General features: G+C 60.4%; 23 protein-coding genes. 10 read left to right on the forward strand and 13 right to left on the reverse strand.

All coding sequences use genetic code 11. The features are described 5' to 3' along the window. Window positions 1-36: 36 nt before the first annotated feature. From PG5_RS23870 to PG5_RS23890, 5 genes are all read right to left on the reverse strand, one after another. A complete protein-coding gene (locus PG5_RS23870; RefSeq protein WP_020799696.1) occupies window positions 37-480 on the reverse strand; it encodes a hotdog fold thioesterase in 444 nt (147 codons plus the stop codon). A 31-nt stretch (window positions 481-511) separates the two neighbouring features. Then, complete coding sequence (locus PG5_RS23875; RefSeq protein ID WP_020799697.1) at window positions 512-2,167, reverse strand: AMP-binding protein; 1,656 nt, start codon at window positions 2,165-2,167, stop codon at window positions 512-514. A gap of 162 nt (window positions 2,168-2,329) precedes the next feature. Then, window positions 2,330-2,785 carry a phosphohistidine phosphatase SixA gene (sixA, locus tag PG5_RS23880; protein ID WP_020799698.1) on the reverse strand — a complete coding sequence of 152 codons (456 nt, stop codon included), beginning with the start codon at window positions 2,783-2,785 and terminating at the stop codon, window positions 2,330-2,332. Then, complete coding sequence (locus PG5_RS23885) at window positions 2,782-3,129, reverse strand: DUF4389 domain-containing protein (protein WP_020799699.1); 348 nt, start codon at window positions 3,127-3,129, stop codon at window positions 2,782-2,784. Before PG5_RS23885 ends, sixA begins: the two co-directional genes overlap by 4 nt. Window positions 3,130-3,158: 29 nt before the next feature. After that, the gene (locus tag PG5_RS23890; protein WP_020799700.1) at window positions 3,159-4,184 is read right to left on the reverse strand and encodes an NAD(P)H-dependent glycerol-3-phosphate dehydrogenase; all 1,026 of its coding nucleotides are present in this window, start codon (window positions 4,182-4,184) and stop codon (window positions 3,159-3,161) included. Window positions 4,185-4,379: 195 nt separating this feature from the next. On the opposite strand from PG5_RS23890, the gene PG5_RS23895 reads away from it, so the two are divergent. The 6 genes from PG5_RS23895 to PG5_RS23920 all read left to right on the forward strand — a co-directional run bounded on the left by PG5_RS23895 (window position 4,380) and on the right by PG5_RS23920 (window position 11,908). After that, window positions 4,380-6,503: a TonB-dependent siderophore receptor gene (locus PG5_RS23895; RefSeq protein WP_020799701.1), complete on the forward strand. Its 2,124-nt coding sequence runs from the start codon at window positions 4,380-4,382 to the stop codon at window positions 6,501-6,503. A gap of 1 nt (window position 6,504) precedes the next feature. Then, window positions 6,505-7,437 carry an ABC transporter substrate-binding protein gene (locus PG5_RS23900; RefSeq protein ID WP_020799702.1) on the forward strand — a complete coding sequence of 311 codons (933 nt, stop codon included), beginning with the start codon at window positions 6,505-6,507 and terminating at the stop codon, window positions 7,435-7,437. Then, window positions 7,434-9,335, forward strand: coding sequence for an ATP-binding protein (locus PG5_RS23905; protein ID WP_020799703.1), 1,902 nt, complete (start codon window positions 7,434-7,436; stop codon window positions 9,333-9,335). The genes PG5_RS23900 and PG5_RS23905 overlap by 4 nt, the downstream gene beginning before the upstream one ends. A gap of 247 nt (window positions 9,336-9,582) precedes the next feature. Further along, window positions 9,583-10,098: a 3-hydroxyacyl-[acyl-carrier-protein] dehydratase FabA gene (gene fabA, locus PG5_RS23910; RefSeq protein ID WP_003179264.1), complete on the forward strand. Its 516-nt coding sequence runs from the start codon at window positions 9,583-9,585 to the stop codon at window positions 10,096-10,098. 11 nt (window positions 10,099-10,109) lie between these two features. Continuing rightward, a complete protein-coding gene (gene fabB, locus PG5_RS23915) occupies window positions 10,110-11,330 on the forward strand; it encodes a beta-ketoacyl-ACP synthase I (protein ID WP_008016529.1) in 1,221 nt (406 codons plus the stop codon). A 389-nt stretch (window positions 11,331-11,719) separates the two neighbouring features. Further along, entirely contained in the window at window positions 11,720-11,908 is a 189-nt protein-coding gene (locus tag PG5_RS23920; protein WP_020799704.1) for a hypothetical protein, read from the forward strand. A gap of 70 nt (window positions 11,909-11,978) precedes the next feature. Here the strand turns inward: PG5_RS23920 and PG5_RS23925 are convergent, their stop codons facing one another. The 8 genes from PG5_RS23925 to PG5_RS23960 form a co-directional block, all read right to left on the reverse strand. Then, the gene (locus tag PG5_RS23925; RefSeq protein ID WP_020799705.1) at window positions 11,979-12,521 is read right to left on the reverse strand and encodes a DUF2058 domain-containing protein; all 543 of its coding nucleotides are present in this window, start codon (window positions 12,519-12,521) and stop codon (window positions 11,979-11,981) included. A 28-nt stretch (window positions 12,522-12,549) separates the two neighbouring features. Then, on the reverse strand, window positions 12,550-13,383 hold the full coding sequence (gene mazG / locus PG5_RS23930; protein WP_008062856.1) for a nucleoside triphosphate pyrophosphohydrolase: 834 nt from the start codon (window positions 13,381-13,383) through the stop codon (window positions 12,550-12,552). A 112-nt stretch (window positions 13,384-13,495) separates the two neighbouring features. Further along, window positions 13,496-15,739, reverse strand: coding sequence for a GTP diphosphokinase (gene relA / locus PG5_RS23935; RefSeq protein WP_020799706.1), 2,244 nt, complete (start codon window positions 15,737-15,739; stop codon window positions 13,496-13,498). A gap of 121 nt (window positions 15,740-15,860) precedes the next feature. Beyond that, a complete protein-coding gene (gene rlmD, locus PG5_RS23940) occupies window positions 15,861-17,213 on the reverse strand; it encodes a 23S rRNA (uracil(1939)-C(5))-methyltransferase RlmD (RefSeq protein WP_020799707.1) in 1,353 nt (450 codons plus the stop codon). Beyond that, window positions 17,213-18,115 carry a cysteine synthase CysM gene (gene cysM, locus PG5_RS23945; RefSeq protein ID WP_020799708.1) on the reverse strand — a complete coding sequence of 301 codons (903 nt, stop codon included), beginning with the start codon at window positions 18,113-18,115 and terminating at the stop codon, window positions 17,213-17,215. The genes rlmD and cysM overlap by 1 nt, the downstream gene beginning before the upstream one ends. 108 nt (window positions 18,116-18,223) lie before the next feature. Further along, the gene (locus tag PG5_RS23950; RefSeq protein ID WP_020799709.1) at window positions 18,224-19,246 is read right to left on the reverse strand and encodes a YhcG family protein; all 1,023 of its coding nucleotides are present in this window, start codon (window positions 19,244-19,246) and stop codon (window positions 18,224-18,226) included. A 117-nt stretch (window positions 19,247-19,363) separates the two neighbouring features. Next, window positions 19,364-20,767 (reverse strand): sensor histidine kinase, encoded by a 1,404-nt coding sequence (locus PG5_RS23955; RefSeq protein ID WP_042955696.1) that lies wholly within the window; start codon window positions 20,765-20,767, stop codon window positions 19,364-19,366. Next, window positions 20,757-21,476, reverse strand: a complete 720-nt coding sequence (locus PG5_RS23960; RefSeq protein ID WP_020799711.1) for a response regulator transcription factor — start codon at window positions 21,474-21,476, stop codon at window positions 20,757-20,759. Before PG5_RS23960 ends, PG5_RS23955 begins: the two co-directional genes overlap by 11 nt. Window positions 21,477-21,689: 213 nt before the next feature. On the opposite strand from PG5_RS23960, the gene PG5_RS23965 reads away from it, so the two are divergent. From PG5_RS23965 to PG5_RS23980, 4 genes are all read left to right on the forward strand, one after another. Continuing rightward, complete coding sequence (locus PG5_RS23965) at window positions 21,690-24,443, forward strand: response regulator (protein WP_020799712.1); 2,754 nt, start codon at window positions 21,690-21,692, stop codon at window positions 24,441-24,443. Window positions 24,444-24,464: 21 nt separating this feature from the next. Beyond that, complete coding sequence (locus tag PG5_RS23970; RefSeq protein ID WP_020799713.1) at window positions 24,465-25,457, forward strand: 2-hydroxyacid dehydrogenase; 993 nt, start codon at window positions 24,465-24,467, stop codon at window positions 25,455-25,457. A 77-nt stretch (window positions 25,458-25,534) separates the two neighbouring features. Then, entirely contained in the window at window positions 25,535-25,969 is a 435-nt protein-coding gene (locus PG5_RS23975) for a hypothetical protein (protein ID WP_020799714.1), read from the forward strand. Beyond that, window positions 25,969-26,373 (forward strand): META domain-containing protein, encoded by a 405-nt coding sequence (locus PG5_RS23980; protein ID WP_020799715.1) that lies wholly within the window; start codon window positions 25,969-25,971, stop codon window positions 26,371-26,373. The genes PG5_RS23975 and PG5_RS23980 overlap by 1 nt, the downstream gene beginning before the upstream one ends. Window positions 26,374-26,400 lie beyond the last annotated feature (27 nt).

The raw sequence follows: 26,400 nt of genomic DNA on the forward strand, positions 1-26,400 counted from the left end.
TGACAGTCCGGCCATGCAAATAAAGGAACGGGGAGATCAACGTGCTGGCGGATTATCACCCAGCGGCACCACGGCCATGGTCAGCCGCGACACACAACTGGCCTTGCCTTCGTCACTGGTCAAGCGGATATCCCAGACATGGGTCGTACGCCCGATGTGAATGGGTTTGGCGACCGCCGTCACTCGGCCGCTGCGCAAGCCGCGCAGGTGGTTGGCGTTGATTTCCAGCCCCACGCAGTAAAACTTGCTGGCATCGATGCACAGGTAGCTGGCCATGGAGCCGACTGATTCAGCCAGCACCACCGAAGCGCCGCCATGCAGCAAGCCATAAGGCTGGTGGGTGCGATGGTCAATGACCATGCTCGCGGTCAAGGACTCTTCATCGAAGGCTTCGAAACGGATGTCCAACAGTTCGCCAATGGTGTTTTTCTGAATTGCGTTCAGTTGTTCGATGTTGGGAACGGTACGCCACAGACTCATAGCAGGTTTTCCTTGTTGGTTTTATCGTGGCTCAATCCTGCCACAGCACCGCTTCGGTGTGCTCGCTCCATTCTTCAAAGCGAGCGCCGTAAGTGGCTTCGATGACGTTGCGCTTGATCTTCAGGGTCGGCGTGAGAAAACCGTTTTCCACCGCCCAGTTGTCCTTGACCACCACCAACCGCCGCAAGCGTTCGTGCTTGTCGAGGACGCTGTTGACCTCTTCCAGCAGCTTTTCCAGGCTTGAATGCAACCCGGCCCGTGTCTCCTGCTGCCCGACGGCCGAAAGCACGCACAGGCCCAGTGGCGCATTCAAGCCATCACCGACCACGCACACCTGCTCGATGCGCGAATGCACCGCCAGGCGATTTTCGATCGGCGCCGGCGCTACGTACTTGCCTTTGCTGGTCTTGAAAATTTCCTTCAGGCGCCCGGTCAGGCGCAAGTTGCCTTCGGCATCTTCCTCGCCCTTGTCGCCGGTGCGCAGAAAGCCGTCCTCGGTGATGGTGTCGGCGGTTTTCTGCGGCTCCTTGAAATACCCCAGCATGATCGCGCCGCTACGTACCATGACCTCGCCCGATTCGTCGATGCGCACCTCGACCTCCGGGCACGGCATGCCAATCCAGCCTGGTTTGTTCTGCCCCGGCAGGCAAATGTGCGAGTAACCGCAACTTTCCGTCATGCCGTAGACCTCCAGCACGTCCAGTCCGAGCTTGCGATACCACAGCAACAGACTCAGGGGCACCGGCGCCGCACCGGACAAGGCCACGCGCAAGGCATCGAGCCCCAACCCGGCGAGGACTTTGTGCCCGACCCGCTTGCCGATAATCGGCAGGCCGAGGAGGAAATCCAGGCGCTTTGCCGGGATCTTGCTGTACACCCCCATCTGGAACTTGGTCCAGATGCGCGGCACGCCAAACAGCGCCGTTGGCCGGGCACGGCGCAAGTCCGTCAGGAAGGTGTCAAGGCTTTCGGCAAAGAACACGGTTTGCCCGGTGTAAATCGATGCCAGTTCGACGAACATCCGTTCGGCGACGTGACACAACGGCAAATACGACAGCAGTCGATCCGACTCATTGAGACCGAACAACTGCGTGCCGCGCGTGGTGGCGAATCCCAGGTTGGCGAAGCTGTGCATCACGCCCTTGGGCATGCCGGTGGTGCCGGACGTGTAGATGATGGTTGCCAGTTGATCGGCGGCGGGCTTGGGATCGTCCTGGATCGGCGAGCTGCGTTGCAAGTCGTCCCAGCTGAAATCGAAAGTGCCGGTTGGATGTAACGGCAGGCTGATGGTCGGCAGCTCGGGATTCACCCCATGGGACATGCCAGGCCAGTCATCGAGTTTACCGATGAATACCAGCGCCGCTTCGGAGTGTTCGAGCACCTGTGCCACCGATTCGGCGGTGAGGTTGGGGTACAACGGCACCGAGACATGCCCGGCCATCCAGATCGCCAGGTCGGCAATGATCCAGTGCGCGCAGTTTTTCGAGATCAGGGCAATATGACTGCCCTGGGGCAGTTCCCGGGATCGCAGCCAATGGGCCGCACAGCGTGCCTGATGACCGACGTCCTCCCAGCTCAAGGTCTCGACACGGCCACCGCCCACAGGCTGGACGAGAAAGCGCTGGCGAGGATGACGGGCCTCGCGCTCGTAGAAAACGTCCAGGGGCAAACGGGAAGCAGCAGGCATGGGACTCGCTCCTTTGTTTCTTGGTCTGGAGCAAGCGTAGCCAACCAAGCAAATGCTTGGTTGGCTATTTTTCAAGATCAGAAGATCGCAGCCTGCGGCAGCTCCTACGGGGGAACGCTGAAAGCCCTTTTAGGCGCCGCCGCTGGCTGTGGTCTTTTGCCTTTAAGGGTGCTTGATGCTGTTGAGCTTCATCGCGCCAATCAGCAATTCAGAGTTTTCCAGCTCGGCCAGGCCGGCGGTGCTGACCTTCTCTGGCGGATGACCCGCACCATGTTGCAGGTAGCTGAGCAGGTTTCCCACGAGTGGGTTATGAGAAACCAGCAGTGCATTGGTGACCGACTTCAGCTGGTCAGTGACCCTGTCGGGATCATAATCCGGAGTCAGCCACTCGACGGTGCGTATTTCCGGTCCGAAACCCAAGGCATCCCGAACCAGCTGGGCGGTCTGCTGCGCTCGCGTGTAGGGGCTGGCATAGATCGCTGTCAGCGGCTGGCCAACCAGGTTGGCGGCGGCGCGCAGCACTTCTTCACGACCATTGGCAGTCAGCTCCCGCTCCGAATCGTGGGTTTTGGAGCCGTGTGGCTCGGCTTCACCATGACGCAATACCCAGAGTTTCATAGCTTGGGTTCCTCATCTCGGGCCGGATGTGGCGCAGGCGCCACGACGTGCGGCGCTTCACCTTCCGGCGTACGCGGCGTCGGCCAATCGGCGAACGGCCAAGGTTTCTGGTCGCTGTGGAAACTGCCGAAACGACCGATCTGGGCCAGGAACTGGCTCAGGCTGTCGCCGAAGTTCATCAGGCTGGCGCTCGGGGCGCCATAGATCAAACGATAGATCAATTGCACCAGCACCACGGCGCCAAGCATGAACTGCGCCACCTGCCACACCAGCAGGAACACCACCATCCACAGCACTCGAAGCAGGATGGACTCGTATTTGGCTTCTACTTTTGGATCACTCATTTCTCGCTCCGTTCCTGTGAAGTGGGGGTTCAGTTGAAGCCGCTGGTGGAAATAAAGTCGACATCGGTCTTCGGCTCGCCCCGCATCAACAGTTCGATCACCTGCTCAAGCGTGCGCCCTTCGAACAGGATCGCGTGCAACCCGGCGACCAACGGCATGTACACGCCAACTTCCTGGGACTTGGCCTTGAGCACCTTGAGCGTGTTCACGCCTTCGGCAACTTCGCCCAGGCGATTGACTGCCTCTTCGAGGCTCAAGCCCTGGCCGAGGGCGAACCCGACCTGATAGTTACGGCTTTTTGGCGACGAGCAGGTCACGATCAGGTCACCCACGCCCGCAAGGCCAAGGAATGTCATCGGGTTGGCACCCTGATTCACCGCGAAGCGGGTCATTTCCGCCAGCGCCCGGGTAATCAGCATGCTCTTGGTGTTTTCGCCCATGCCCATCGCCACCGCCATGCCGGCAATGATCGCGTAGACGTTTTTCAACGCACCGCCCAGTTCGACGCCAAACCGGTCGGCGCTGGCATACACGCGAAAGGTGCGGCCGTGCAGCACGTCCTGGACATGCTGGCAGAGCGCCTCGTCTTCGCTCGCGACCACCGTGGCGGTCAATGCATGTTCGGCGATTTCACGGGCCAGGTTCGGCCCGGACAACACACCGATGCGTGCCTGTGGCGCGATCTCTTCGAGAATCTGGCTCATCAGCTTGAAGGTGTGGGCTTCGATGCCCTTGGTCAGGCTCACCAGCATTTTGCCGCTGAGTCGATCAGCATGCGGGGCCAGCACCGAGCGCAACGCGCTGGAGGGCAGCGCGACAAAACTCAGGTCGCACGCATCCAGGGTGGCCAGCAGGTCAGTGACCGGCGTGACACCGGGCAGGATCTTGATGCCTTTGAGGTAACGCGGGTTCTCGCGATTGACCCGGATGGCCTCGGCCTGTTCAGGGTCACGCATCCATTGCAGGACTTGATGACCATTTTCGGCCAGCAAGTTAGCCACGGCGGTACCAAAACTTCCGCCTCCCAAAACCGCGATCGGGCGCTGTTGAGTCATATGTAATCCGTTAATCCATACCAGTGGCAATGTCGGCATTATACGGAGCGCCCCCGTGTCGGCCAGTCCCCGCGTCAATTACCGACATGGGTAGGAAGAAGTCCGGTAATACCTAGGAAAATGCTTACATCGTGACTGGAAAAGTCAACGGGCTCGGTTAACATGCGCGCCATCGATGGTTAACAAGGATGTGCTGTGTCCCTGGGTTCGACTTCACCCCATTCGCCGTTGGTCCTGGCGCTGGTATTCAGCTCGCCGGCGATGGCCGACGACTTGTTTCTCGACAGCGAACCGTTGCCGCAAGTACTCACGGCCACGCGCCTGAAACAATCGCCGGCTGCCGTGCCGGGGAGCATGACGGTGCTCGACACCGCGCTGATCAATGCCAGCGGCGCGCGCGACATCAGTGAAGTGCTACGCCTGGTACCCGGCATGATGGTCGGCAATATCAGCGGTAATCAGGCCACGGTGAATTACCACGGCACCAGCGCCACCGAAGCACGGCGCCTGCAAGTGTTGATCGACGGTCGCTCGGTGTACCGCGCGGGACTGGCCACGGTGGACTGGAGCGATATTCCGGTGGCCATGGAGGACATCGAGCGTATCGAGGTTTTCCGCGGCCCGAACACCGTCAGCTATGGCGCCAATGCGCTGATGGCGGTGGTCAACATCATCACGCGCAATCCGGCCGACAGCCACGGTACGCGCCTGAAAGTCACCCGCGGCCAGCGTGGCATCGACGACTTTTATGCCAGCCAGGGCGTGGGTTGGGAGGACGGCGATTTACGCCTGTCGCTGTCTGGCCAGCAAGACGATGGCTTTGATAACGACCGTTGGGGCGGCGACTACCATGACGGTCGACGTTTGAAGCGCTTCAACCTTGCCGTTAGTCAAGCGCTCGACGAACGGCAAAGTATCGAATGGCAGGTGAATGCCAAGGACGGCACCAACCAACGCCCCTATACCTACCGCCCGGTGTTTTCAGGGATTACCCGCGCTGGGGACAATTCCGACGTCAGCGCCAAGGACTACGCCGGCTCGCTGCGCTGGAATCTCGACCTGAACACCGAGCACAGCCTTTACATCCAGGGTTCGGCCCAGCACTGGGACCGTCAGCAAACCTGGCGCGCCTGCGATGCCGAAGTATCGTTCAGCCCCGAACTCAGCGAGCTTTGGCAACTCAACCCGAACTACACGGAACGCCTGGCGCGCAACATCGAGAGCTTTCTGGTCTCCGGAGCCCCTGACGCCGATCCGACCCAACGCGCATTGGCCAATCAAGTCCTCGACCAGTGGCGCAACGGCGCCCGGCGAACGGTCTGCGGCGATATCGATCAAAGCACTCGGGAATCGCGCTATGACCTTGAATTGCAGGATACCCTGAGCCTGTCCGATAACCTGCGGCTGGTCAGCGGATTGAACTATCGTTACGACCGGGCAGATTCCGAGACCTACTTCAATGGCACTCTCGATGACACCACCTGGCGGGCGTTCGGCCAGCTTGAATGGCGCGCCAGCGAACACTGGCTCCTGCAGGGCGGTGCCATGTTCGAAGACACGCAGTTGATCGGCAGCTCACTGAGCCCACGGATGGCGGTCAACTACCTGATCAATCCGCGCCAGGGCCTGCGTGCGGTGTACTCGCAAGCCGTCCGCTCGCCGGACATGTTCGAGAACAACGTCAACTGGAGCTACCAGGTCACCCACCTGCAACCCGGCGCCTATGGCCAGTCAAGTGCCCGCTATTTCGTCAAGACCCGCGGCCCCGGCGACCTCGACCAGGAACATATGCGTTCCCGGGAACTGGGCTATAACGGTTACTTCGCCGAATCGGGCCTGGCCGTCGATGTAAAGCTGTTCTACGACGAGATCACCGGGATGATCAGTGAGCCGTTGCGCAATAACCAGTACATCGCCAGCAATGCCAACTCCGCGCGCTACACCGGAGCGGAAACCCAACTCGACTGGAAATTCAGCAGCGCCGACCGCTTGCGCCTGACCTATGCCTACGTCGACGCTGACGCGAGCAACCTGCAGGATGCACAACAGACTGCAGGCAACAGTGGTTCTGCCGCCTGGTTGCGCGACTGGGGCGATGGCTGGAACAGCGCGCTCTTCTATTATGCTGACGACGCGCTCAACGGCTACCGCTTCGAACGACTCGACACGCGCATCGCCAGGCGCATCCGCCTGGGCAAGACTCATCTGGAACTGGCTGGTGTGCTGCAGCAGCGCCTCGACAACCAGCCTACTTCCTTTGTCGACAACAACTATGACGAGCGTCGCTTGATGTATTTCAGCGCGCAGCTGGCGTTTTAAGATGCCGCATCGCCCGCCACGCAAGCCGTCAATCCTTGGCCATCTGTTGGCCATGGCTTGCCTGGTATTCGGTGGCTGGCTACACAGCCATTCGGCCAGCGCCGCGGACATTCTCCTGACCGGTGTCGACGATAGCCCCGGCGTGCAATCCTTCGTCCAGGCCCTGGTGCAATTGCGACCGGCCGACAACGTGCACTTCCAGCCATTGGCCAGCCTGCCGCCACCGGGCAAGCTGGCGGCGGACACCCGCTTGATCCTGCTCGATCTGCCCAGTCTCGACTGGCGCCTGCAGGACCCTCGCGGCCCGGCGACACTGGTGCTGCGCATCAGCCGCCTGCAGGCGCGACAACACCTTGGGCACGCCCTGCCCCCGCACCTCAGCCTGCTCTGGAGCGATCCGCCACTGGACCGGCAATTGCGCCTCACCCGTGTCCTGCTGCCCGAGGCCAAGCGGGTTGGCGTCCTGTACGACAGCCATAGCGAGTTCCTGTTGCGGGAACTGCGCCAGGCCGCCTATCCCCTGGGTCTTGAAGTGGTCACCGAACGTTGGGAAAACACCCAGGACAGTCGTCCCTTGCAGGCTTTGCTGGACAACAGCGATGTAGTACTGGGCCTCGACGACCCCGATCTGTACAACCCGAAAACCGCGAAAAACCTGTTGCTCAGCAGCTATGCGCGGCAGCTGGCCTTGATCGGTCCCAATGCAGGGTTCGTCAAGGCCGGGAGCCTGGCCAGTACCTACAGCGATCAAAGCGACTGGCTGGCGATTCTCGATGAGCTGCTCGACCTGCCACCCGCCACGTGGCCACGCACGCAATATCCACACCGCTTCAAAGTCTCCAGCAATCGGCAGGTGTCTCGTTCCCTGGGGCTTGAACAGGTAAATGAAGTGGCTGTCGCAACGCTGTTGGCAGAAGGAGAACGCCAGCCATGACCTTCCGTCGCCGCTGGGACATCAGTACCCGTACCCAGATCATCAGCCTCGGCCCTGCCCTGCTGCTGACGTTACTGTTGATCAGTTTCTTCACTTTCGTGCGGATCCAGGACCTGCGCCAGGAGCTCAACCACACCGGCCAGTTGATTGCCAACCAACTGGCGCCGGCCACCGAATACGGGGTGATTTCGGGCAATAACGAGGTGCTCGAAAGCCTGCTCAAGGCCACGCTGGCAACGCCCAACGTACGGTTCCTGGAGGTGCAGGACAGCGCCAACCGGATTCTGGTGTATGTCGAGCAACCTTCGGCAAGCTACCAAAAGCCGCACCAGATTGAAGTCTTCCAGGCCCCCGTGCGCCTGCAACGGATCGCGCTGCACAATGATTTTTTCCAGGACGGCAGCGTGCCCCCCACGGCGCCCGCCGAGGATTACCTGGGTCGGGTGATCGTTGGCCTGTCCAATGATGCGTTCAGCCAGCGCCAACAGGAAATCCTGCTCAAGGCCGGCATTCTGGCGCTGTTCGCCCTGCTGTTTACCTTCATGGTCGCCCGGCGCCTGGCCGCGAGCCTGTCGCAACCGATCCGCGATATCGGCAATGCGGTCAAGGCGATCCAGGCCGGCGACTACAAGACGCCCCTGCCCATCGTTGACGACACCGAACTCGGCGCCCTGTCCCAACACATCAACAACCTCGCCAAGGGGCTCGAGCAGGCCAGCCACGAACAGCACCAGGCCATGGCGCAGTTGATCCAGACCCGCGAGGAAGCGGAAAAGGCCAATAACGCCAAGTCCGACTTCCTCGCCATGATGAGCCACGAACTGCGCACGCCGATGAATGGCGTGCTTGGCATGCTGCAATTGCTGGAAACCACCCAGATGACCGAAGAACAGCTCGAATACGCGGCTCTGGCTTCGGAATCCACCGAGCACCTGCTCAAAGTCATCAATGACATTCTGGATTTTTCGCGTATCGAACGCTCAGAACTGGAGTTAGAGCATATCCCCTTCAATCTCGCAGACCTGATCGGCAGTTGCGCCCAGTCGTTCCAGCACAGCGCCGTCCAACGCGGGCTCGATCTACAGTTGCAGATCCCACAAGACATGCGCGCGCTGCAGGTTCAGGGTGACCCGACGCGCATCCGGCAAATACTGGTCAATCTGGTCGGCAATGCCCTGAAGTTTACTGAACAGGGACGCGTGCGCATCGAATCGCAGTGGCAGTCCCTGGATCACGAACTGCTGTGGTTCACCTGCACGGTGCGCGACAGTGGGATTGGCATTCCCCCCGAAAGCCTGGAATTGATGTTCGACGCGTTTCAGCAGGCCGACAGCTCCATATCAAGACGCTATGGTGGGACCGGCCTGGGCCTGCCGATTGCACGCACACTCGCCGAACGCATGGGTGGCACCTTGCGCGCCCAGAGCGAGGAAGGCCGTGGCTCGATATTTACCCTCGAGATTCCGCTGGCGTTGTATCAGCAAGCCTTGCCGGCTCGGGCACCGCGCGTACCGACCCACAAGGGGGATGGCGAAGGGCGCAATGTGCTGCTGGTCGAAGACAATCCGGTCAACCAGACAGTGATCGAAGCCATGCTGCGCAGCCTCGGCTTTACTGTCAGCGTCGCCGCCGATGGCGCACAGGCAGTACGCAGTGCCGAGAGCCTGATTTTCGAGGCGATACTGATGGACTGCCGACTGCCGGTCATCGACGGTTATGAAGCCACCCGGCAGATTCGTGAACTGCCCGGCTGTACCGACTTGCCGATCATTGCCCTGACCGCCAACGCCTTGCAGGGGGATCGCGAAGCTTGTTTGTCGGCGGGAATGAACGATTACCTCGCCAAGCCCTTCAAACGCACTGATCTTCAGCAAATTCTGCAGCGATGGGTGCAGTAGTACAGGCCTTTCGAGCATCTGTGACTGGCGTGAAAGGCGAAAGTGCGGCAGTCTTAGGCACCCGAACAAGCTCGAAAAGGGGCTTGATTAAAAATTTCAGTGCACAAGTGTACATTCATGTCCTTGGTGCTGTGACTTTCACTACAACGCAATAGTCTATGAGTAGGCTGCCGGTTCGAGGCATGAACGCTTCGATCGGCCGGGATGATTTGCCCCACCTGCCGCATGGGACTATTGAGGAGCTCGCATGACCAAACAAAACGCCTTTACCCGGGAAGACCTGCTGCGCTGCAGTCGCGGTGAGCTGTTCGGCCCAGGTAACGCGCAACTGCCCGCCCCGAACATGCTGATGGTCGATCGCATCACCCTGATCAGCGAAGAGGGTGGCAAGTACGGCAAAGGTGAATTGGTCGCCGAGCTGGATATCACTCCGGACCTGTGGTTCTTCGCCTGCCACTTCGAAGGTGATCCGGTGATGCCGGGCTGCCTGGGCCTCGACGCCATGTGGCAATTGGTCGGTTTCTTCCTGGGCTGGCAAGGCCTGCCGGGCCGTGGCCGTGCGCTGGGTTCGGGCGAAGTGAAATTCTTCGGCCAGGTCCTGCCGACCGCCAAGAAAGTCACCTATAACATTCATATCAAGCGCGTCCTCAAGGGCAAGCTGAACCTGGCCATCGCCGACGGTTCGGTGACTGTCGACGGTCGCGAAATCTACACCGCCGAAGGCCTCCGGGTCGGCGTTTTCACCTCCACTGACAACTTCTAAGGGTTATCCGCATGCGCCGCGTCGTTATCACTGGTCTGGGCATTGTTTCGTGCCTGGGCAATGACAAAGAGACCGTCTCCGCTAACCTGCGTGCAAGCCGCCCTGGCATCCGGTTCAACCCGGAATATGCCGAAATGGGTCTGCGTAGCCAGGTTTCCGGCTCCATTGACCTCAACCTTGAAGAACTGATCGATCGCAAGATCTATCGCTTCGTCGGCCACGCGGCGGCATACGCCTACCTGGCCATGAAAGACGCCATTGCTGACTCCGGCCTGACCGAAGAGCAAGTGTCCAACCCGCGCACCGGCCTGATTGCCGGTTCCGGTGGCGCATCGACACTGAACCAGATGGAAGCGCTGGACATCCTGCGCGAGAAAGGCGTAAAGCGCGTTGGCCCATATCGCGTCACGCGGACCATGAGCAGCACCGTTTCCGCCTGTCTGGCCACTCCGTTCAAGATCAAGGGCCTGAACTACTCCATCGCTTCTGCCTGCGCCACCAGTGCTCACTGCATCGGTACCGCCATGGAACAGATCCAGATGGGCAAGCAGGACATCGTTTTCGCCGGCGGCGGTGAAGAAGAACACTGGAGCCAGTCGTTCCTGTTCGACGCCATGGGCGCATTGTCCAGCAAGCGCAACGACACTCCGGAAAAAGCTTCCCGCGCCTACGACGCAGACCGTGACGGCTTCGTCATTGCAGGCGGTGGCGGCATGGTCGTGGTGGAAGAGCTGGAACACGCTCTGGCCCGCGGCGCGAAAATCTACGCGGAAATCGTTGGCTACGGCGCGACCTCCGACGGCTACGACATGGTCGCCCCAAGCGGCGAAGGCGCGATCCGCTGCATGCAGCAGGCGCTGTCCACCGTCGACACCCCGATCGACTACCTGAATACCCACGGCACTTCGACTCCGGTCGGCGACGTCGCGGAAATGAAAGGCGTGCGTGAAGTGTTCGGCGACAAGGCTCCGGCCATCAGCTCCACCAAGAGCCTGTCGGGTCACTCCCTGGGTGCCGCCGGCGTTCACGAAGCGATCTACTGCATGCTGATGATGGAAGGAAACTTCATTGCCGGTTCCGCCAACATCGACGAGCTGGACCCTGAAGTGGCGGACCTGCCGGTACTGACCAAGACCCGCGAAAACGCCACCATCAACACCGTGATGAGCAACAGCTTCGGTTTCGGTGGCACCAACGCCACGCTGGTACTGAAGCGCTGGGAAGGCAAGTAATTTCCCGCTGCTGAGCCGCACATGAAAACGCCCCGACTGGTTCGGGGCGTTTTTTTGCCTTCAAAAACGCAAAACCCTGTGGGAGCGAGCCTGCTCGCGAAGGCGGCCTGACAGTCGATAAAGATGTTGAATGTGATGCCGTCTTCGCGAGCAGGCGCGCTCCCACAAGGTCGGCCTTTAGGCCGCGAATCTTCCTCGTGAACATGAAGCTTTTGTCATGGAACTCAACAGCCTGCGACTGAATGTCGCGGATTACGCGGGCTGCAGGACTGTTTCCAATTCTGCAACAAACTCTTTCCAGACTCAGTCGTTTACTTAGCTAGCTACCAAACTCTATAACAGAGTCCTGCACATGCCTTGCTGCAGATAATAGAAATTGGAGCTAGCAGATGACTGTAAAAGTAACTGAACGCGACGATTCACGCATGTCACACGAAGGCGTAGCCGCCGGTGTCCGCATCTGGGATGTGTACCAACAGGACCTGCTGGTCGGGATGTTCCATAGCGAGACTGACGCCCACAACTACAAGGCCGAACTGGAAACTCTGGAGCAGCAACGAGCGCTACGCTCCGCTTGAGCAATGACCGCATTAAAAACGACAAACCCCGCCATGAGCGGGGTTTGTCGTTATTGCAGCCGTTAACCGCTTACCACATCAGGTCATCCGGGATCTGATAGGCCGCGTACGGATCGTCCTCGGCGGCCACTTCTTCGGTCTGCACATTCAGTTGCACGATGCGCTGCGGATCGCGCTCCTGGATCTTCAGGGCAGCTTCACGGGGGATCACTTCATAACCGCCGGCGTGATGCACGATGGCCAGCGAACCGTTGCTGAGCTTGTTACGCATCAGCGTGTTGACCGAGAGGCGCTTGACCTTCTTGTCGTCGACGAAGTTGTAGTAGTCCTCGGTCGTCAGTTTCGGCAGGCGCGTGGCTTCAATCAATTGCTTGATCTGCGCGACACGGGCCTTGGCCTCGGCTTTTTCCTGTTGCTGACGGTTGAGCTCCTGATCGCGCTTGACCTTCTCGGCCATGGCCTCCTGGGCTGCACGCTGCTGGGAATCATCAAGCTCGATCTGCCCCTTGTGGGCCAGGCGTTGCTGCTTCTGTTTGTCTTTGCTGACCTGCTTGGCCTGCTTCTGGTTGACCAGCCCTGCTTTGAGCAACTGGTCGCGAAGGGAAATGCTCATGGTGCTTATTACTCACTTAGGCAACTGCTCAACCGCAGCTGGGCACATTCTTTTCCTGGCGTTTGGCTTCGCCCCACAGGGCGTCCAACTCTTCGAGGGTGCAATCTTCCATGGGACGATGGGTGTCGCGCAATGCCTGTTCGATAAAACGGAAGCGTCGTTCGAACTTGCTGTTGGCACCACGCAGCGCAGTTTCCGGATCGACCTTGAGGTGACGCGCCAGATTAACCACGGAAAATAGTAGATCGCCGACTTCATCGGCAATCGCCACCGAGTCGTTGTCGGCCATCGCTTCGAGTATTTCATCAAGTTCTTCGCGAACCTTGTCCAATACAGGCAAGGCGTCGGGCCAATCGAAGCCGACCTGCCCTGCGCGCTTTTGCAATTTTGCCGAACGGGACAGTGCCGGCAATGCTGCCGGGACATCATCGAGCAAGGACAGCTGTTGCGGTGCAGCGGACTTCTCCGCGCGCTCTTCGGCCTTGATCTCCTCCCAGCGCTGCTTGACCTGCTCTTCATTCAAGCGCGGTACATCCAGCGGCGCGTACAGATCACCGGTGGGAAATACATGCGGATGACGGCGGATCAGCTTGCGGGTGATGCTGTCGACCACGCCAGCGAATTCGAAACGCCCTTCTTCCCGCGCCAACTGGCTGTAGTAAACCACCTGGAACAGCAGGTCGCCCAACTCACCCTGCAGGTGATCGAAATCACCCCGCTCGATGGCATCGGCAACTTCATAGGCTTCCTCGAGGGTGTGCGGGACGATGGTGGCGTAGGTTTGCTTGATGTCCCACGGACAGCCGTACTGCGGGTCGCGCAGGCGGTTCATCAGGTGCAATAAGTCTTCAAGGCTGTACATCATTAATCCCATTCAAACGCACTGTAGGAGCTGCCGCAGGCTGCGATCTTTTGATCTTAAAAAATCAAGATCAAAAGATCGCAGCCTGCGGCAGCTCCTACAGGGGTGAGGTTCATGGCGTACGGTTACGCCGGGTTTCGATGATGTTCGGCAACTGGGAAATCCGCCCCAGCAACCGCCCCAACGCGTCCAGCCCTGGAATCTCGATGGTCAGGGACATCAGCGCGGTGTTGTCCTCCTTGTTCGAGCGGGTATTGACCGCCAACACGTTGATTCGCTCGTTGAGCAACACCTGCGAGACATCACGCAGCAATCCGGAACGGTCGTAGGCACGGATGACGATGTCCACCGGGTAGGTGAGCACCGGTACCGGCCCCCAGCTGACCTGAATGATCCGTTCAGGCTCGCGCCCGGCCAATTGCAGCACCGAGGCACAGTCCTGGCGGTGGATACTGACGCCACGCCCCTGGGTGATGTAGCCGACGATCGCATCCCCCGGCAACGGCTGGCAGCAACCTGCCATCTGGGTCATCAGGTTGCCCACACCCTGGATCTGGATATCACCACGCTTGCCTGGCTTGTAGCCGGTGGCCTTGCGTGGAATCAGTTCCAGCTGTTCGTTGCCACGTTCCGGCTCGACCAGTTGCTGCGCCAGGTTGACCAGTTGCGCCAGGCGCAGGTCGCCGGCACCGAGCGCGGCAAACATGTCCTCGGCGGTTTTCATGTTGGCCTTGTCGGCCAGCTTGTCGAAATCCACCGCTGGCAAGCCGAGGCGATTGAGTTCCCGTTCCAGCAGGGTTTTACCGGCGGCGACGTTCTGATCGCGGGCCTGCAACTTGAACCAGTGAACGATCTTCGCCCGTGCCCGTGACGTCGTGACGTAACCCAGGTTCGGGTTCAGCCAGTCGCGGCTTGGCGTGCCGTGCTTGCTGGTGATGATCTCGACCTGCTCACCGGTCTGCAGGCTGTAGTTGAGCGGCACGATGCGCCCGTTGATCTTGGCGCCACGGCAGTTGTGACCGATCTCGGTGTGCACACGGTAGGCGAAGTCCAGTGGCGTCGCGCCCTTGGGCAAGTCGATGGCGTGACCGTCCGGGGTAAAGATGTAGACCCGGTCGGGTTCGATATCGACCCGCAGCTGTTCGGCCAACCCGCCAATGTCACCCAGCTCTTCGTGCCACTCGAGCACCTGACGCAGCCAGGAGATTTTTTCTTCGTAGTGATTGGAGCCAGACTTGACGTCGGTGCCCTTGTAGCGCCAGTGGGCGCATACACCGAGTTCGGCCTCCTCATGCATGGCGTGGGTACGGATCTGTACTTCCAGCACCTTGCCCTCAGGACCGATCACCGCCGTGTGCAACGAGCGATAGCCGTTTTCCTTGGGGTTGGCGATGTAGTCGTCGAATTCTTTGGGAATGTGCCGCCACAGGGTGTGGACAATGCCCAGCGCGGTGTAGCAGTCGCGCATTTCCGGCACCAGCACACGCACGGCGCGCACGTCGTAGATCTGGCTGAACTCCAGGCCCTTGCGCTGCATTTTGCGCCAGATCGAATAGATATGTTTGGCCCGGCCGCTGATATCGGCATCGACCCCGGTGGCCTGCAATTCGTTTTTCAGCTGGCTCATCACGTCGCTGATGAAGCGCTCGCGATCCAGTCGCCGCTCGTGGAGCAACTTGGCGATCTGCTTGTACTGGTCCGGCTCCAGGTAACGGAAGGACAAGTCCTCCAGTTCCCACTTGATGTGGCCGATACCCAGGCGATGAGCGAGCGGCGCGTAGATGTCGAACACCTCGCGGGCAACGCGGTTGCGCTTTTCGTCATCGGCGGTTTTCACCGCACGGATCGCACAGGTTCGCTCGGCCAGTTTGATCAGGGCGACGCGAACGTCGTCGACCATGGCCACCAGCATCTTGCGCAGGTTTTCCACCTGGCCCTGAGTACCCATCACCATGGACTTGCGCGGGCTCAGGCTGTCGCTGATCGCGGCCATGCGTTGCACGCCGTCGATGAGTTTGGCGACTACGGGACCAAAGCGCTGGCTGACCGCCGGCAACGGAATCTGGCCTTCACGCACACCGCGGTAGAGAACCGCGGCAACCAGCGAATCCTGATCGAGCTTGAGGTCGGCGAGGATCTCGGCGATCTCAAGGCCGGTGCGGAAACTCGAGGTCCCTTCGGACCACAAATTCTTCGCCGCATTGGCTTGTTGTTCGGCCTCGCGAGCGTACTCGCAGGCTTCTTTCAAGGCTTCGCGATCCAGTGCCAGATCGACACTGACCGCGTGATCGAGCCAAGCCTCGAGATTGATACTGCCGTCGGTGTTGATCGGCTGGTGTGCTCTCACCTGTACCATCTTGCTTACCTTCCCTACGACGCAGATTCAATGCGTCAAATCGCTGACCTTCGTTGCCCATGAGCCCACGTCGGGCTGGTACGCGGCTGCACGGGCGGGCCAGTCGGACCAGACGAGCATCCTAGCTCGCTTCAAATAACGCCATGGCTTCGACATGTGCCGTCTGAGGAAACATATCGAGAATCCCGGCACGTTTTAACCGGTAGCCCTGCTTGATCAATTCGACCGTGTCGCGCGCCAGGGTTGCCGGGTTGCACGACACATAGACCAACCGCTCGGCCCCCAGGGACTTGAGCTTGCGCACGACCTCGAAAGCGCCGTCACGCGGTGGGTCCAAGAGTACCGCACAAAAGCCTTCACGCGCCCATTCAGCATCGGTCAACGGCTGGGATAAATCGGCCTGAAAAAACTGCGCATTATGCAGATTGTTGCTGACAGCATTCGCGGCTGCGCGATCGACCATCACCTGCACACCCTCCACCGCAACGACTTCGCGAACAGCTTTAGCCAATGGCAAGGCAAAGTTACCCAACCCACAGAATAGATCGAGAACTCGCTCATCGGCTTGCGGTTTCAGCCAATCCAGCGCCTGGGCAACCATCGCTTCGTTGACCCCCGCATTGACCTGGATGAAATCCCCGGGCCGATACGCCAGATTCAAATCCCACTGTTCAAGACGATAGCCCAAGGACTGATCGGCCTCGACCGGATGCGGCTCGCCGTCCCCGTGCAACCACAACTGGGCTTCATGGAGCGCGCAGAATTCCTTGAGGATGGTCAAGTCGCTTTCGGACAACGGCGCCATGTGGCGCAGCAATACCGCCAGCGATGAGCCGCTGAACAATTCCACGTGCCCCAGGGCCTGAGGTTTGCTCAATCGTCGCAGCATCTGCGGCAAGTGGGCCATGATCGGCTGCAAGGGCTGTACCAGCACCGGGCAATCATCGATGCCGACGATGTCCTGGCTGCCGGCGGCGCGGAAACCGACTTCGAGTTTTTTCGCTTTCATGTCCCAGCGCACCGCTACCCGCGCGCGACGGCGATAAGCGAATTCCAAGCCGCTCAAAGGCGCGGCCCATTCTTCGGGCTCGACACCGGCGACCTTCGACAATTGCTCGGCGAGCATGCGCTGTTTCAGGGCGAGTTGTTCGTTGTGGGGCAGATGCTGCACGCTGCAGCCGCCACAACGACCAGCATGGGCGCACGGTGCCGGGCGACGCAGTTCACTGGACTTGAACACCCGCTCGGTACGCGCCTCGACCACTTTGCCGTGGGCACCGAGCACGCGTGCCTCGACTTCTTCACCGGCCAGTGCGCCGATGACGAACCAGGTGCGACCTTCGAAAAACGCGATACCGCGACCGTCGTTGGCCAGGCGCTCGATGTTCAGGCGCTGCTTTTTGCCGGTCGGGACTTGCGGGGCCTTGCTGCCGCCCGTGGGCTGGAAGCGCAGGCCTCTCTCATGCTTGGCCATCAGTTGGGCGCGTCGAAAATGCCGGTCGACAGGTATCGGTCGCCACGGTCGCAGATGATCGCGACGATCACCGCGTTTTCAACTTCTTTGGACAGGCGCAGCATCGCTGCCACGGCACCGCCGGATGACACGCCACAGAAGATGCCTTCTTCGCGAGCCAGCCGACGGGTCACGTCTTCGGCTTCGCTCTGGGCCATATCGACGATACGGTCCACGCGATCGGCCTGGTAGATCTTCGGCAGATACTCCTGGGGCCAGCGACGGATACCCGGGATCGCCGAACCTTCCATCGGTTGCAGACCGATGATCTGCACGTTCTCGTTCTGTTCTTTCAAGTAGCGCGAGACGCCCATGATGGTGCCGGTGGTGCCCATGGAACTGACGAAATGGGTGATGGTGCCCTGGGTCTGGCGCCAGATTTCCGGACCGGTGGTGGTGTAGTGCGCCTCCGGGTTGTCACCGTTGGCGAACTGGTCCAGCACCTTGCCGCGACCCTCTGCTTCCATGCGCTGGGCGAGGTCGCGGGCGCCTTCCATGCCTTGTTCCTGGCTGACCAGAATCAGTTCGGCACCATAAGCGGTCATGGCAGCCTTGCGTTCGGCGCTGGAGTTGTCCGGCATGATCAGGATCATCTTGTAACCCTTGATCGCCGCGGCCATGGCCAGCGCGATGCCGGTGTTACCGGAGGTCGCTTCGATCAACGTATCGCCGGCATGGATCTGCCCGCGCAACTCGGCGCGGGTGATCATCGACAGCGCCGGACGGTCCTTGACCGAACCCGCCGGGTTGTTCCCTTCGAGCTTGAGCAAAAGAGTGTTGCTGGTTTCGCCGGGCAGGCGCTGCAAACGGACCAGCGGAGTGTTGCCGACGCAATCGGCGATGGTTGGGTACTGCAAGGTCATGGCGTATTCGCAATCCAGACTGCGGGGGCGCCTATCATACCGGCAAACCTCGCAAGGCCATATCACGCAAAGTGTGGTGCTTATGGTTTATGGGAATAAGCGTCTGATTCAGCCTTCTTCCGATTGAGCGACATTCAGGGCGTAGAACTCATGCAGCTTGGCCTGCAACAACTGTTTGTCCGGCAGTTGGACCTGATACTCCGCGATCAGCGCGGGTGACAGGCTGCGGTTAAGGGCGTATTCGACGACTTCGTCATCCTTGCTGGCACAGAGCAGGACACCGATTGCCGGGTTTTCATGAGGCTTGCGCTCTTCGCGATCCAGGGCTTCCAGATAGAAGCCCAGCTTGCCCAAATACTCCGGCTCAAAACGCCCGACCTTGAGTTCGATGGCCACCAGGCAGTTAAGACCACGGTGAAAGAACAGCAAGTCCAGGGCAAAATCACGCCCGCCGACTTGTAGCGGATATTCGGAGCCTACAAAACAGAAATCCCGACCTAGCTCGATCAAAAATTCCTTGAGACGCGCCAGCAAGCCCCGATGCAAATCGGTTTCGCCGTGGGCGCCGGGCAGGTCGAGAAACTCGACCATGTAGGCGTCGCGGAATATTTCAAGCGCAGAGGGATGAGTCTGTTTCAGTACTGAGGAGACTTTGGCCGGCTGGGTTACGCTGCGCTCGAACAGCGCCGCCTTGAACTGACGCTCCAGCTCGCGCTTTGACCATTTTTCCTGAACGGCCATTCGCAGGTAAAACTCACGCTCTTGCGGGTGCCTGCTTTGGCCGAAGATGATCAAGTTATGGGACCAGGACAATTGTCGCGCCAGTGGTGCGACTTTTAATTCGCTACGGTAGGTTTCGTAAAACTGACGCATGCGGAACAGGTTCGACCGAGTAAAGCCACGCAGCCCCGGCTGGGTCTGACTGAGATGCTCCGCCAATTGACCAACAACGGAATCACCCCACTCCGCCTTCTCCATCTTGCGGCTTATATAAGCACCAACCTGCCAATAGAGCTCGATCAGTTGAGTATTCACCGCCTGCACGGCCTGTCGCCTGGCACTGTGAATCAGGGCAAGCACTTCATTGAAGCGATCATCGGTGGTACTGCCGGGCACCTGGGGTACGGTCATGCAATGACTCCTTGGACACGAGTAAGAGCCTGAGCTTAAGCCGTCAAGGATGCTTGAAATGACCGGTGATACCCTTTGGGAAATGTCGTACAGAAACTCAGGAACGCTCCGGCAAAATCAGTGCGTTGCAGGATGGGAGAACCTGCTCGCGATGGCATCGTCACTGACAGTTCCATCATCCGCCACCAACCGCATATTCATCCGCAACCCGCTCCCTGTGTTCTGCGCCCAAAGCCTTCCACCCTGACGCCGCACCGCATTCCTGGCGATGCTCAAGCCCAGGCCAAATCCGCCATCCCCCGGCCGCGAGCCGTCGAGGCGGGTAAAGGGCAGGAAGATCCGCTCAAGATCCGCCTCCGCCACGCCACCACCTTGATCCTCCAGCCACAGGTGCCAGAAGTCGCCGTCACGCCGCCCGCCCAAATGAACAATGCCACCCTCGGGCGAATGTCGAATGGCGTTGCGCAGCATGTTCTCGAGGGCCTGGGCCAGGGTATTGAGATGGCCGCGCACCCAGCAGGAGGCGTCCACCGAGCATTGCAACTGCGTATCCGGCCAGCAACTTTCATAACAGGCGTTTTCCGTGAGCATTTCCCACAGGGCCTGGACCTGGATCGATTCGTCGGGTAATCGCGTACGTTCGGTATCGAGCCAGGCCAGTTGCAGCGTGTCCTCCACCAGCCGTTGCATGCCATCGACTTCGCGGCCAATACGCTCGCGCAATTGTTCAAGCCCCTGCTCGCTTTCACTGGCCACCCGCAGGCGGCTCAACGGCGTGCGCAATTCATGGGACAGGTCGCGCAACAGTTGTTGCTGCAATGCCACGGTACTTTGCAGGCGCTCGGACATGTGATCGAACGCCCTGGCCAATTCGCCCAACTCATCGGAACGATTGGTAGTGCGGCTCGACAGCCGTACGTTCAGTTGATCGGCACGCCAGGCATTGGCCTGTTCGCGCAAGTGATTGAGCGGCACCACCAACAAGCGATACAGGCCCACGCACAACAGCAAGGTGAACAAGCCCGGAATCACACCGTTGGTGATCACCCGCCAGAACACCCGGTAGCGCCCGGGCACGAAGCGTTGCGGCAGTTCGATCACCAGGCTGCCGACGGACGGGTCACTGGGAAACGGTATGCGCATCCACGGCCGGCCTTTTTTGTGGATCGGCCAATCGAGGCCACGCAAAAAAGTCAGGCGCTCGACTTCCTTGTCCGTCAGCGATTGGTTGCTCAAGGACTGCAAATCACCGCCGATGACACCGACCCAGCCTTTTTCCCGCTGATGCATGCCCTGCAGCCAGTCATCGATGCCGACACTCTGGCCCTGCTGCCAGGCTTGTTCGGCTTCGGCGGCATAGCGCGCCAGGGTGCCGCGGGCCTCATCGGAGAGGAACTGGTTGCGCTGCTCCATGTAGCGGCCCCAGGACCAGCTCAACCAGATCATCAGCAGACAGAACGCCACCAACAGGCACGCCAGTTTCCAGAACAGCGAGTGCCGGCCCGGCACGTTACATCTCATCGACGGCACTCAGGATATAGCCCTTGCCCCAGACCGTGCGCACCTCCCGCTCGGTATAGCCGATGGCCTTGAGTTTGCGGCGAATCTGGCTGATGTGCATGTCGAGGCTACGATCGTGGGCGGCATAACCGCGTTGCAGTACCTGTTGATAAAGAAAGGCTTTGCTCAGCACTTCGTCGACGCTGCGGCTCAGGGTTTCCAGCAGGCGATACTCAGTTCGAGTCAGGCCGGCAGGTTGTTGTCCATGAAAAACGTCGAAGTGATCGTCGTCAAAACGCAGACTGTCTACCTCGGCCACCATCGCCACAGGCGTCGGCCGGCGATCGAGCGCTACGCGGCGCAGAATGGCTTCGATGCGCACGCGCAACTCGATCATGCTGAAGGGTTTGGGCAGATAATCATCGGCCCCCAGCCGAAAGCCGCTGATGCGATCGGCTTCGGCACCGAGTGCCGACATCAGCAACACCGGGGTGGAATGGCTGCGGCGTAGTTGCGTCAGTACCGCCAGCCCGTCCATACCTGGCAACAAAATGTCCATCAACACCACATCGAAGGCTTGCTCGCGGGCAATGTCCAGGCCCTCGCGGCCGTTCTGGCACCACGTCACCTGAAAGCCGCTACGGCCCAGATGTTCATGCACATAGGCACCGAGTACGAGGTCGTCTTCGATGGAGAGGATACGGGGATGGCCAGCGTTGATGGTCGTCATTAGTATCTGCAAATAATTCTCAGTTGGTAATTATTCAAGATTGCTTCTCCCGGGGCAACCCAAGGGTTGCGCAGGGTGCAAAAGCGCACGACCAACCGACGAGTGACGGCATCAATTATCGAGGATCGCCCGCCTGCAAATCGCTACACTGCGCAAGTGGCGCGTGCCAGACGCACGCGCAGCTCGATAAACAGCCGGTTGCAGGAGAGTGGCGTGCTGACGAAACTGGGAATCAAGGGCCGTGTGCTGTTGCTGACGTTGCTGCCGACCAGCCTCATGGCATTGGTCCTGGGCGGCTATTTCACCTGGATGCAGCAATCGGACCTGCAAACCCAACTCCTGCAGCGCGGCGAAATGATCGCCGAGCAACTGGCGCCGCTGGTGGCGCCAGCCATGGGGCACAACAACAACGAAATGCTGGAACGTATCGCCACCCAGTCCCTGGAACAACCGGACGTGCGAGCCGTGACCTTCCTTGCGCCAGACCGCACGCCGCGGGCCCACGCCGGGCCGACCATGCTGACCCAGGCGCCAATGGGCGAAGGCTCGCAGATGCAGCGTCGCAGTGGCAACGAAGCAACGCGTTACCTGCTGCCGGTGTTCGGCAAACACCGCAACCTGGCCGGCGACGTGATCCCCGATGAAGCCGATCGCCTGCTGGGCTGGGTCGAACTCGAACTGTCCCACAACGGCATGCTGCTGCGTGGCTACCGCAGCCTGTTCGCCAGCCTGTTGATGATCGGCGCCGGTCTCGGCGGCGCGGCGCTGCTGGCATTGCGCATGGGCCGCACGATCAATCGGCCGCTGACCCAGATCAAACAAGCCGTGGCGCAACTCAAGGACGGTCATCTGGAAACCCGCCTGCCCCCCCTGGGCAGCCAGGAGCTGGATGAGTTGGCCTCCGGCATCAATCGCATGGCCGGCACGCTGCAGAATGCCCAGGAAGAACTGCAACACAGCATCGACCAGGCCACCGAGGACGTGCGCCAGAACCTCGAGACCATCGAGATCCAGAACATCGAACTGGACCTGGCGCGCATGGAGGCGCTGGAGGCGAGTCGGATCAAGTCCGAGTTCCTGGCCAACATGAGCCATGAAATACGCACGCCGCTCAACGGCATCCTCGGCTTCACCCACCTGCTGCAAAAAAGTGAACTGACCCCGCGCCAGCTCGATTACCTGGGCACCATCGAAAAGTCTGCCGACAGCCTGCTGGGGATCATCAACGAGATCCTCGACTTTTCGAAGATCGAGGCGGGCAAGCTGGTGCTCGACCATATTCCGTTCAATTTGCGAGACCTGCTGCAAGACACACTGACCATCCTCGCCCCGGCCGCCCACGCCAAACAGCTGGAGCTGATCAGCCTGGTGTATCGCGATACGCCCCTGTCGCTGGTGGGCGATCCGTTGCGGCTCAAGCAGATCCTGACCAACCTGGTCAGCAATGCGATCAAGTTCACCCGCGAGGGCACCATCGTCGCCCGGGCCATGCTCGAAGAAGAGCACGAAGACAGCGTGCAATTGCGCATCAGCATCCAGGACACCGGCATCGGTCTGTCGAACCAGGACGTGCGCGCGCTGTTCCAGGCCTTCAGCCAGGCCGATAACTCGCTGTCGCGGCAACCCGGTGGCACGGGCCTGGGCCTGGTGATCTCCAAGCGCCTGATCGAACAGATGGGAGGCGAGATTGGCGTCGACAGCACCCCGGGCGAGGGTTCGGAATTCTGGATCAGCCTGAACCTGCCCAAGACCCGCGACGATGCCGAGGACCTGCCGAGTGCGCCGCTGCTCGGACGGCGGGTTGCCGTGCTGGAAAATCATGAGCTGGCACGCCAGGCGTTGCAGCATCAATTGGAAGACTGTGGCCTGGACGTCACCACGTTCAATACCCTGGAAAACCTGACGAACGGCGTCACCGGCGTGCATCAGACCGATCAGGCGATCGAACTCGCGGTGCTGGGCATCACCAGCAACGACATGCCACCGGAACGCCTGAACCAACACATCTGGGACCTCGAGCACCTGGGTTGCAAGGTGCTGGTGCTGTGCCCCACCACGGAGCAGACGCTATTCCACCTGTCGGTGCCCAACCCCCACAGCCAGCTCCAGGCCAAGCCTGCCTGTACCCGCAAGCTGCGGCGCGCGCTGTCCGACCTGGTCAACCCACGGCAGTCGCGCACCGAGTCCAGCGAGCCGCTGTCGAGCCGCGCGCCGAAGGTGCTGTGCGTCGACGACAACCCGGCCAATTTGCTGCTGGTGCAAACCCTGCTCGAAGACATGGGCGCCAAGGTGCTCGCCGTGGAAAGCGGCTACGCAGCGATCAAGGCGGTGCAGAACGAGACATTCGACCTGGTATTGATGGACGTGCAGATGCCCGGCATGGATGGGCGCCAAAGTACCGAAGCGATCCGCCAGTGGGAAAGCGAGCGGCATTGCACGCCGCTGCCGATCGTGGCCCTCACGGCGCATGCCATGGCCAACGAAAAACGCGCATTACTGCAAAGCGGCATGGACGATTACCTGACCAAGCCGATCAGCGAGCGGCAACTGGCGCAAGTGGTACTCAAATGGAGCGGGTTGGCACTGCGCAACCATACGCCCGAGCGTGCAGGCGATGGCCACGCCAGCACCTACGAGTTGCAGGTGCTCGATCACGAAGAAGGCTTGCGCCTGGCCGCCGGCAAGGCCGATCTGGCGGCTGACATGCTGGCAATGCTGCTGGCATCTCTGGAAGCCGACCGCGAAGCCATCCGCCAGGCTCGACAAAGTAACGATCATAACGCCCTGATCGAACGGGTTCATCGCCTGCATGGCGCAACCCGCTATTGCGGAGTTCCGCAATTGCGCGCCGCTTGCCAACGCAGCGAAACCTTGCTCAAGCAGCAAGACCCGAAGGCCTTCGGCGCACTTGAAGATCTCGACCGGGCGATCAATCGCCTAGCCGCCCAGGCGCGCATCAACGCCTGATGCACTTTCCAGGAGGACAGCATGCGCACGATTCTTTTCAGCAGCCAGACCTACGACCGCGACAGCTTTCTCGCCGCCAGCCTGCCACCGGGTATCGAGTTGCACTTCCAATCGGCACGATTGAGCCTCGATACCGTCGCGCTGGCGGAGCACCACGAGGTGGTCTGTGCCTTTATCAACGATGATCTAAGCGCCCCGGTGCTCGAACGCCTGGCTGCGGCGGGTACCCGTCTGATCGCCTTGCGTTCGGCCGGTTTCAACCATGTCGACCTGGCGGCGGCCAAGCGACTGGGGCTGGCGGTCGTGCGCGTCCCGGCCTATTCGCCCCACGCCGTGGCCGAGCATGCGGTAGCCCTGATCCTGGCCCTCAACCGACGCCTGCACCGCGCCTACAACCGCACGCGCGAAGGCGATTTCAGCCTGCACGGGTTGACGGGGTTCGACCTGGTGGGCAAGACCGTCGGCGTGGTCGGCACCGGGCAGATCGGCGCGACTTTTGCGAAAATCATGCATGGCTTCGGTTGCCAGTTGCTGGCCTACGACCCCTTCCCCAATCCGCAGGTCGAAGCGCTGGGCGCCCGCTACTTGAGCTTGCCGCAGCTGCTGGCCGAGTCGCAGATCATCAGCCTGCACTGCCCGCTCAACGAGCAGAGCAAGCACTTGATCAACCACCAATCCCTGGCGCACATGCAGCCTGGCGCCATGTTGATCAACACTGGCCGCGGCGGCCTGGTGGACACCCCGGCACTGATCGATGCCTTGAAGCTTGGCCAACTGGGTTATTTGGGACTGGATGTGTATGAAGAGGAAGCGCAACTGTTTTTCGAAGACCGTTCCGATCTGCCGTTGCAGGACGATGTACTCGCGCGGTTGCTGACCTTCCCCAACGTGATCGTCACGGCACACCAGGCCTTCCTCACCCGCGAAGCCTTGGGCGCTATTGCCGCGACCACCTTGCAGAACATCGCGGCCTGGGCGGCAGGAACCCCGGAGAATCAGGTCGAGGGTGATTGAACCTGATCGAAGGTCATATGCCCGCGCCATGCTGCGCTTATGCCCGTGCTAGCATATCGCGCATATTTGGAGGACCCATGGTCGAACACGATTTCCGCTACACCCTGATGAACCCGCAACACACCCTCACTGAATGCCGCGCCCTGGTGCCGGGACGTTATCAAGTCACCGGCAACGGCGGCTCGATTCGTAATAACGACGTGCTGGTCGTGACCCTCAAGGGCGCCAAGGACCTGTCCATGCGCCTGACCGTCGAAACGGTTCGCCACCTGATCAACCCGCCAGGGCAATGGGTCGCGGTGGCCAGTGGTCCAGTGTTCGGCGAACTGGCGATCCATACCTGGCAGGTGAACTGCGACAGCTGCGCCAAGGAGCTGAGTTTCGAATTCGCCGTTGACGCCAAGCTCGGCAACAAGGCCGAAAAGCCTGCTGCCACCGCGCGGATTGCCGAGTTGGGCTGGACCACCGTTGGCGAGAAACACCTGTGCCCCAAATGCCAGGAGCCTGCGTGATGAAACGCCTCGCCCTGACTGCGATGGCCGGTGCAAGCCTGCTGGGCTGCGCCGCCGAGCCGGTGCAACTGCAGCAAAATCGCAGCTATATCCTGGAGTGGATCGGCGAACGGCCGTTGATGGACTACAGCCACCTGACCATCACCCTGGGTGAAGACGGTCGCGCCTACGGTAGCGGCGGTTGCAACCACTGGTTTGCGCCGTACACACTGGAAGGCGACAAGCTGAGCTTCGGCAAGATCGGCAGCACTCGCAAGCTCTGTGCGCCGGCACTGATGGAGCAGGAAAAACGCTTCCTCCAGGCGCTGGAAAGCGTGCAGCGCTGGGACGTCTCGTCGATCGACCAGATGCGCTTCTGGCCAGCTGAAGGCAAGCCGTTGCGCTGGTGGCTGGAAGAGGGTTGATCTCCTCTACCTGATCGTTCCCACGCT

The organism is Pseudomonas sp. G5(2012) (genome assembly GCF_000408945.1).
Lineage (GTDB): Bacteria > Pseudomonadota > Gammaproteobacteria > Pseudomonadales > Pseudomonadaceae > Aquipseudomonas > Aquipseudomonas umsongensis.